Origin of the sequence: uncultured Muriicola sp. (assembly GCF_947258935.1) — a bacterium.
GTDB lineage: Bacteria > Bacteroidota > Bacteroidia > Flavobacteriales > Flavobacteriaceae > Muriicola.
Genome location: NZ_CAMYKH010000115.1, coordinates 1 through 9,115 on the forward strand (window position 1 = coordinate 1; position 9,115 = coordinate 9,115).

Below are 9,115 nucleotides of genomic sequence, written 5' to 3' on the forward strand. Positions count from 1 at the left end.
GTTCATTTTAAAAGTCTCGAGGGTTTTTGGATCTTTTAAAATATACAGGGAATTCTTGATCATGTCATCTACATCCCCCACATCACTTAAAAATCCGGTTACTCCCTGTATATTCACCTCAGGGATCCCCCCTGTATTACTAGATATCACCGGTACCTTATTGATCATCGCCTCTAAAGCTGCCAAACCAAAACTCTCTGATTTAGAAGGCAATAATAACAGATCTGAGAAACACAGAATACGGTCTATTTCAGAACTCTGACCCAGGAACATTACCTTGTCCATGATGCCCAGTTCTTCACATAATAGTTCGGCCTTTTCCTTTTCTGGTCCCTCTCCTACCATCATCAATTTCGCCGGTATCTCCTTCTGAATACCATGAAATATCTTAATGACATCCGGAATATGCTTCACCTTCCTAAAATTACTGATATGAGTAATTATCTTCTCATTTTCACCGGCCATCAAAGAACGCTGACAATCTGTAAATTCTGAACTGTATTTCCGTTTATCTATAAAATTAGGGATCACTTCAATCTCCTTGTCAATTTCAAAAAAGTCGAGCGTCTTTTGCCTTAAATCTTCCGATACACTCGTTACCACCTCCGATTTGTTGATACTAAAGGTAACCGCAGGCTTATAAAAAGGATGGTTCCCCACCAGGGTGATATCCGTACCGTGCAAGGTCGTGATCATTGGGATATAGATCCCGTCTTCCTCCAATATTTTTTTAGCCATATAGCCCGCATATGCATGAGGGATGGCATAATGCACATGCAACAATTCTATCCCGTATAATTTGATGGTATCTACCAATTTACTTGATAAGGCCAATTCATAAGGTTGATAATGGAATAAGGGATATTCGGGCACATGTACCTCATGGAAGTGGATGTTATTCCCCAGTAATTCTAGCCTAACTGGCTGTTTGTACGTAATAAAATGGATCTCGTGACCTCTGTTAGCCAGCGCAATTCCCAGTTCTGTGGCCACAACCCCACTCCCACCAAAAGTAGGATAGCATACTATAGCGATCTTCATAGCTGTAAAATTACGGTTTAATTTTTTTCCTAATTGATAATGGAATCATAAATTGCCTGCTGAATACGAGTACGCAATTCCGATTTTATCAAAAGATTATTCGAGGCCGTTGGATAGGTTCTATTCGACAAAAATACGTAAACCAGCTCCTTCTCAGGATCTGCCCAGGTATAGGTCCCTGTAAAACCACTATGTCCAAAGCTCTTTCTGGAGACACATCCACAGGTAGGCCCGTGCTCTTCTAACTGTGGCTTGTCAAAACCAACCCCCCTGCGAACATCATTGTTGCAGAAATAGCATTTATTGAATTTTTCAATAGTTCTGGCTTGTAAAAAACGGTCACCGCCATAATACCCGCCTTGTAAATACATCTGCATGATCTTGGCTACATCATTCGCATTGCTAAACAATCCCGCATGCCCTCCTACTCCACCCTGCATAGCCGCTCCCATATCATGAACATAGCCCTGAACCGTCTGATACCGGTAGTAATTATCAATTTCCGTAGGCACAATTTTCTCTTTTTTAAAGTGTTCCAAAGGTTTAAAGCGAGTGTAATTAACTCCCAAAGGTCCATAAAACCTGGACATTGCCAGCTTATCGAGCGATTCATTGTAGGTTTCTTCAATGTATTTCTTCATAACATAATAAGTAACGTCGCTATAACGATACCGATTCGACTTTAAGGATTGCCGCCCAATACGATTGTAAATGGAATCCTGATAGGCATCTGTGAGATACAGATTATTAGTTACTCTTATGCTAAACCCATTATCCGGTCTGTTGCGATAGAATTCTTTGGAAGGTTTTCTGTCCTTATCTAGCGTTGCTAAATAAAAGGCGATCCATGAAGGCAAGCGGCCATAATGGCTTAAAGCCTTCAGGACAGTTACATCTTTAAGATCCGTAGTATCGTAGGCTGGGATCAACTCCCCAAAAGTATCATTTAACGAGATCTTTCCCTCCTCTTCCATGGTCATGATCATGGGAAGTGTTGCGAGGATCTTTGTCAGGGAAGCCAGGTCATATAAATGATCGAATGAAGTAGAATCCTTGGAATCATAGGTTGGTTTCCCGAAATTCTTATTGTAAATGACCTTTCCTTTTCTGGCTACCAACAGCTGTGCACCGGGAAACATCAAAGAATCTAGTCCATTTTGAACCAATTCATCTACCTGGGTTAATTTTTTACTATCTATACCTACTCTTTCTGGAATGCTATATCCTAATCGACCAAGAGATTTCCCGGAAACACCATAGCCTACAGGATATGTATTTCCCAGCGACACCGGTAATTTGCCTTTCGCCGGGATAGCCCCAAAGATCAATTCTGCTGTTTTCTCCTGTGCGATCTCACTATTCTGATACCCAACAACCAAACCGTCTAATCCTTCAAAATTAACAAGGTCTAAGAGTGCATAAGGCTTGGCAAAGACAGCTAATATTAAATTAGAAGTTCGTTCGCTGGCGAGTTCATTCAGCCAATAGATCTCCTTTTCTGAGAATTTATAGGCCTTCCATGGACTGTCATTGCTTTTATGGTAACCCACAATGATCACATTAAAATCAGATAATTTCTTTTTAAGGGTACTAATATCCTTGCCCTCTACCTGTACGACCTCTGTATAATTTTGTAATGCCTTATAAAATGGTTCCCCGGAAACATCGCCCATAGCCACATAGGCTATTTTCTTGTTCTCCAGATTCTTGATAGGCAAGAGATCAACCTCATTCCTAAGCACCGTAATGGCATTTTCAATGGCCTCTTCGTATAAAAGATCATCTTCTATGGTATTAAGATCTTCATAAAGGTTTTCCACCTCTATAGGCTGATATTTATGCAGTCCTGCTTTATACTTTGCCATCAGCATCTTTTTCACAGAAGTGGACAATCTCGTTTCTGAGATGATCCCCGTATCATAGGCAGTTCTAATAGCCAATCTGGCAGCCTCCAGATCTTTAGGCATTAATAGTATATCATTCCCCGCTAAAAACGCTTCCAGGTCACTACCGCCATTAGGAGCGAATGTAGCTACTCCGTTCATATTCAGGGCATCGGTAAAGACCAGTCCTTGAAAACCCAACTCCTTTTTTAATACGCCGGTAATAATATTTTTTGAAAGTGAAGACGGCCTTTTTTCATCTGGCTCTATAGCCGGCACATTTAAATGGGCCACCATCACGCTCGAGACACCCTCTTTTATAAGCCTCTTGTATGGATATAATTCAATACTATCTAATCTGTCTCTTTCAAAGGGAATTACAGGCAGTTCTTTATGCGAATCTGCAGCTGTATCTCCATGGCCCGGAAAATGTTTGCTGCTACTAAGAATACCTGCCCTGTTCATTCCACGAACAAAGGCTGCACCTTTTTGAGCTACATTTACTCTGTTTTCCCCAAAGGACCTGTTCCCGATTATTGGGTTTTTTGGGTTGATGTTGATGTCAACATCCGGGGCAAAGTTGATATGAACACCTAATCTCCGGGCATGCATCCCTATGCGATACCCCACTCGTTCAACAATAGTACTATCCTTAATTGCACCTAAGGTCATATTCCAGGGATATGCAAAAGTTGAATCTAATCGCATCGCCAGACCCCATTCAGCATCCATCCCTATAAGAAGCGGTATTTTTGACAGTGCCTGATATTCATTAGTAAGTTTCGCCTGTCTTAACGGGCCTCCGGTTGAAAAAATAATGCCCCCCAAATGTTCTTCTGCAATCAGTGTTTTGATCTTATCAGTAGCCGACTTATTCTGATCTGAAGCAACAAGGACCATGAATAGCTGTCCTATTTTTTCCTCCAGGCTCATTTTTTGGTAGGTGGTATTGACCCATACTGCTGTTTTTGTGGTGACTAGACTAAATAAACCTGCCATGCCAACTCTCTGAGGCCGGTACCTCCCAATGTTCCAAATATTCCTGCTTATTGGCTACAAGATTGTTAAAAACGATGGTGTTTTTGGAAATTGCCTTTGCCTTGGCCATTTTCTTAAAATCGGCCATGGATTTATAGGTGATATAGTCGCCTTGTTTAAAGGAAACATTCATCCTGTCCATAAGTTCTACCCCAAATCTTTTTTCCAAACTCTGGATAAAGTGAACTGAGGCATCTATAGAACAACCGGAAGCAGAGGCATTAGATTGATCTAACCCAATTACAATAAAACGGTTATATCGGATCTCAAAAGCAGCCTGAAGGGCAGCTCCATGAGCCGTCCACTGCGTTAAGAACTGCACTAGTAAGTCGCTGATCTCTTTTAATTCCTCCTCCGCAAAATTTCTGTTGGATTGATAAACCCATATTCTGGCCGAATCGGGTAATTCACTAAACGATGCTATCATTTCTCTTTCTTAGATTAATTTTAAACATTCTTTCACCTTCTTTCTTCACCAAAATCATTCCAAAATAAATGAAGATCAAAGATCTTGTGCCCTTGCCAGGAGTTCGGCAATATCCATAACCGCCACGGAAGCTTCTTTCTCTTTGTTTTTCACCCCGTCTGTCATCATGGTATTACAAAAAGGACATGCTGCCGCGATGATCTCCGGCTTTATTTCCAAAGCTTGTTCGGTTCGCTCTATATTTACTTCCTTATCTCCTTTTTCGGCTTCTTTGAACATTTGGGCACCACCAGCGCCACAACACAAACCTCTTGACTTGCAATTTTTCATCTCCACCAATTCGGCATCGAGCTTTTTAATAAGCTCTCTGGGTGCCTCATAGACATTATTAGCCCTTCCCAAATAACAAGGATCGTGGTAAGTAATTCGTTTTCCTTTGTATGTTCCACCCTCTAAGCTGATCTTGCCCTCATCTACCAGCTCTTTTAAAAACTGTGTATGGTGCACTACTTCATAGGTTCCGCCTAAACCAGGATACTCATTTTTTATGGTATTAAAGCAATGCGGACAGGCTGTGACCACTTTTTTGATCCCATAACCATTCATAATCTCAATGTTGGTCATTGCCTGCATCTGAAACAAAAATTCATTGCCAGCCCTTTTTGCGGGATCACCGGAGCAACTCTCCTCAGTTCCCAAAACAGCGAAGGATACACCGGCATTATTCAGCAATTTTACGAAGGCCTTGGTGATCTTTTTTGCCCTGTCATCAAAACTACCGGCACAACCAACCCAAAACAAAACCTCAGGTTGTTTTCCTTCTGCAAAGAGCGATGCCATTGTAGGTACATTCATATTGCTTTCTCTTATTCGTTTGTCACTAAGACGACTCCTTAGCCCAGTTGAGTCGGTCCATTTGATTAAAAGGCCATGGGGCCCCATTGTTTTCTATATTCCCCATCATAGCGTTTAATTCTGCCGGTGCGGCCGACTGTTCCATGACCAAATACTGTCTCATATCCATAATGATAGACAAGGGATCAATACTTACAGGGCAAGCCTCAACGCAAGCATTACAGGAAGTACAGGCCCAAAGTTCTTCTCTGCTTATATAGTCATCCAGTAATTGCTTCCCATCTTCTACAAATTTTCCTCTATTTTGATCGATATTTCGACCTACTTCTTCCAGGCGATCACGCGTATCCATCATGATCTTCCTTGGTGATAACTTCTTCCCTGTCTGGTTGGCCGGACATTCGCTGGTACAACGTCCACATTCTGTACAGGTATATGCATTTAAGAGTTGGACCCATTTGAGATCCTGTACGTCCGAAGCACCAAATTTATCGGGTGGCGCTGCATCTTCTGCAGGAGCTGCAAAAGGATCTGCACTGGGATCCATCATAAGCTTCACTTCGTTGGTTACGGACTCAAGGTTACTAAACTCGCCTTTTGGTTTCAAATTCCCATAGTACGTATTGGGAAATGCCAATAAAATATGCAGATGCTTAGAATAATAGAGATAGTTAAGGAAGAAGAAGATTCCTCCTATATGCAACCACCAAGCCGTTCTTTCGATCAAAATAACGCTACTTGCAGTCATTCCATCAAAGAGAGGGGTAATAAACTGGCTGACAGGAAAAGATCCTGCCTGGATGTAGTCTGCTGCCCCCAGTTGTTGTAACTGATAATCTGCTGCATTCATGGTAAGGAACAAGCCCATAAGGATCACCTCAATATAAAGGATCCAGTTAGCATCACTTTTCGGCCACCCTTTCATCTCCGGTTTTATAAACCTCGCCAGCTTTAGAACATTACGGCGCAACCAGAATACTACTACCGCCACAATAACAAGGAAAGCCAGGATCTCAAAAGAGGCGATCAGAAAATCATATACACTTCCAAGAGGGGCAAAAATGCGATGTGTACCAAGAAGTCCGTCTATAATGATCTCCAATACCTCTATATTGATGATAATAAAGCCCACATAGACAATTACATGCATTAATCCTGATACAGGTCTTACCACCATCTTTGTCTGTCCCAAGGCAATTTTGGCCATGTTACCCCATCGCTTAGATGTATTATCTGAAACATCGGTTTCCTTTCCCAACAGGATATTTCTTCGTAATTTTTTTACATTTTTTGCGAAAAAACCTATCCCAAAGATGAGTAGTATGGCAAAAATGATGTTTGGAAGGTATTCCATTAATTACTGCTGATTAATAAGTGCCGGGTCGTTTTGAGGCAGGCTATACTCGATTTGCTTCTTTCCAAACACGGATACGTTTACATACCGCTTTTCCATCTTTCCAAGAAGGGCGTCAAGGTTTTTAATAGTAGATTCTAAACTCTTTACCGTGGCGCTCAGATTAGTGGCTGCGATAGAATCTGAGAATTTGGCGAAATTGCTGGTTAGGGTGTTGATATTATTCAATGAGCTGTCGATATGCATTTTATTAGTTTCCAGTAACTCATTGAGGGTGGCCGAGCTTTTTTGAAAACTATTTACCACCGAGGTAAGGCCCTGTATACTTTCACGAAGGCTTCTTCTGGTCTTGTCATCCAATACATCATTGACATTCATCAAAAGTGAATCCGCATGGGAGACAGCCCCTTCAACCTTTAGCTGCAGAGGTGTAAGCTTTTGTTGTACCAATTCTGTTAAACCGGGTCGGGTATTTGTTAAAAGTGTATCACCAGATTGTGCCATAGGTGCCCCATCGAATACAGGCTTTATTTGAATGCCCTTGCCACCAATGATCCCGGTATCGTATAATTCTGCTTTGCTATTCTTTGAAAATTCAAAACTGCTAGACACGGAAAAGGTTACCACAAGGTAGCCGGTTTCATCTTTGAATTGAATATCATTAACCTTTGCCACTCTGTAAGCCGCCTACATTCTTATAAACCGCATAAAAGATCTTACTGTTATCAAAAAGTGGTGTTGATTTTAAATAGCTGAACCCCAAAATAAAAAGGAGGATACCCCCAATGACTATGATACCCGTCTTAATTTCCCGTGATAGTTTCAATATCTTTTTTTTTGGTTATAAGCAAAATTAGAAATAAAATCGGAAGGCCGACCATTATTCATCTTCGTATTTTAAAGCATCCTGCAATGGTATACGCTTTCCCTCTTTGTAGGCAACAATATACGAAGTAGTAAAACCTTTCATATCTGCATTCGATTTTAAAAGTTTTGCCCCCATATAAGTGTCCGTTTCACCATAGAGATACCGAAATAAATTGTTAACAGGCTCTTTAGAGATCTTATTCAACCCCTTAAATTCTGATGAATTCAAAGGAAGATTTTTGGCAGTCGCCATGATCTGTACCTTAAATATAATACCGCCTTTGGATACCTGCATTTTAGTTTTGGGGTCTTGCTCAACTTTTTCTGTTTTCTCTTTTTCTTCAGGAATAGCAGATACAGGCTTGGGGGTTTGGACCGTTTCCTTCGCAATAGGCAGTTTTACTTCCTTTTGAATATCCGGATCAGGATCCTTTACTTCTTGTTTTAATTCTTCTGTTATGCCACCTCCCGTTCCATTTGATATCACTGTTTCGGCATCAGGGATACTGCTTTTGTAATTGATAATTGCCTTTGCAATAGCGCTCCCAATTTCGGCCTGCCCTTTACTAGAATTCAAATACCGGCCTTCATCTTTATTTGTAAGGAATCCCGTTTCAATAAGCACACTAGGCATAAAGGTTTGATGTAAAACAATAAAACCGGCTTGTTTTACCTTGCGGTCGTTACGTTTTAACCTGGAGGTAAAATTATCCTGTATAAGTTTTGCCAAAAGTATACTCTGATCTAAAAACTCTTCCTGCATAATGGTAAGGCCAATGACAGATTCGGGAGAATTAATGTCATAATTTGCATAGCGCGCCTCATAGTTGTCTTCCAGATAGATCACCGAATTCTCTTTTTTAGCGATCTCAAAATTCTGCTTATTAGCGTGTAAACCAAGGACGAATGTCCCTGCTCCATGCGCATTTGAGGTGTGAGAATCGCAATGAACCGAGACAAAAAGATCTGCCCCTGCCTTGTTGGCAATCTCACCCCGAACAAAAAGATCTACAAACGAATCATCTTCGCGCGTATAAACCACCTTTATTCCGGGTGTTTTTTTAAGAAGTTCTCCAACTTTAAGAACGATGTTCAGGGCAATGTTTTTTTCCATGTACCCATTTCCTAGATTACCCGGATCGTGTCCGCCATGACCCGCATCTAAGACCACAACAAAACCATCATTCCCACGATCTATAGGCGAAGGGTTGGCGATGGAGAAATGTCCAATAAAAAAGAAGATTGCAAAGTATATTAAAAGAAATTTTTTATTCATGGTTTGGGAGGAATTTTACTTCCAGTACTCGGGTTAAAATTATTCTAATCTGCAACGGGCAGAAAAAAAATATATGTAAGTTTGATTTCAAAAATCAAGCCATATCATTACAAAAATAGGATATATAGCTTTGCAATCAAATAAACAGCTTTTTCTTTTCATTGGTTTGTTTTTATTAGGGGTCTCTGTGATGTATGGTCAGGAGGACATGATAAAACCCCTACCCATTAAGGCCAGGCAAGATTCTATTAAAGCCCCTGCCCTTCCACAGACCCTTGTGACAGACACTGTAAGGACAGATTCTGTACGAGCTGATTCTGTTCCGAAGAAGCCTTCCATGCTCCTTGATAACATACAATACAAGGCCAAAGATT

General features: G+C 40.9%; 8 protein-coding genes. 1 reads left to right on the plus strand and 7 read right to left on the minus strand.

From position 1 onward, the window contains the following. The 7 genes from bshA to Q0X72_RS13235 all read right to left on the minus strand — a co-directional run. The coding region (gene bshA / locus Q0X72_RS13205) for an N-acetyl-alpha-D-glucosaminyl L-malate synthase BshA (protein ID WP_297766346.1) at window positions 1-1,041 on the minus strand (1,041 nt) is incomplete at its 3' end. A 29-nt stretch (window positions 1,042-1,070) separates the two neighbouring features. Further along, window positions 1,071-3,923, minus strand: a complete 2,853-nt coding sequence (locus Q0X72_RS13210; RefSeq protein WP_297766348.1) for a glycoside hydrolase family 3 N-terminal domain-containing protein — start codon at window positions 3,921-3,923, stop codon at window positions 1,071-1,073. Next, window positions 3,907-4,389, minus strand: a complete 483-nt coding sequence (locus tag Q0X72_RS13215; protein WP_297766351.1) for an ABC transporter ATPase — start codon at window positions 4,387-4,389, stop codon at window positions 3,907-3,909. Before Q0X72_RS13215 ends, Q0X72_RS13210 begins: the two co-directional genes overlap by 17 nt. A 75-nt stretch (window positions 4,390-4,464) precedes the next feature. Next, a complete protein-coding gene (locus tag Q0X72_RS13220) occupies window positions 4,465-5,244 on the minus strand; it encodes a (Fe-S)-binding protein (RefSeq protein WP_297766354.1) in 780 nt (259 codons plus the stop codon). A gap of 25 nt (window positions 5,245-5,269) precedes the next feature. Further along, complete coding sequence (locus Q0X72_RS13225; RefSeq protein ID WP_297766357.1) at window positions 5,270-6,598, minus strand: (Fe-S)-binding protein; 1,329 nt, start codon at window positions 6,596-6,598, stop codon at window positions 5,270-5,272. A 3-nt stretch (window positions 6,599-6,601) separates the two neighbouring features. Next, window positions 6,602-7,273, minus strand: coding sequence for a hypothetical protein (locus Q0X72_RS13230; RefSeq protein ID WP_367180466.1), 672 nt, complete (start codon window positions 7,271-7,273; stop codon window positions 6,602-6,604). 205 nt (window positions 7,274-7,478) lie between these two features. Then, a complete protein-coding gene (locus tag Q0X72_RS13235; protein ID WP_297766360.1) occupies window positions 7,479-8,741 on the minus strand; it encodes an N-acetylmuramoyl-L-alanine amidase in 1,263 nt (420 codons plus the stop codon). 130 nt (window positions 8,742-8,871) lie between these two features. Between Q0X72_RS13235 and Q0X72_RS13240 the strand changes: the two genes are divergently transcribed. Continuing rightward, window positions 8,872-9,115 (plus strand): hypothetical protein (locus Q0X72_RS13240; protein WP_297766362.1); only part of this gene is annotated, 244 nt, incomplete at its 3' end.

What these genes read in the sequence shown, in the direction of transcription:
- Q0X72_RS13220 (WP_297766354.1), bottom strand. Translation starts at nt 5,244, where the DNA reads ATGAATGTACCTACAATGGCATCGCTCTTTGCAGAAGGAAAACAACCT.
- Q0X72_RS13210 (WP_297766348.1), bottom strand. Translation starts at nt 3,923, where the DNA reads ATGGCAGGTTTATTTAGTCTAGTCACCACAAAAACAGCAGTATGGGTC.
- Q0X72_RS13215 (WP_297766351.1), bottom strand. Translation starts at nt 4,389, where the DNA reads ATGATAGCATCGTTTAGTGAATTACCCGATTCGGCCAGAATATGGGTT.
- Q0X72_RS13235 (WP_297766360.1), bottom strand. Translation starts at nt 8,741, where the DNA reads ATGAATAAAAAATTTCTTTTAATATACTTTGCAATCTTCTTTTTTATT.
- Q0X72_RS13225 (WP_297766357.1), bottom strand. Translation starts at nt 6,598, where the DNA reads ATGGAATACCTTCCAAACATCATTTTTGCCATACTACTCATCTTTGGG.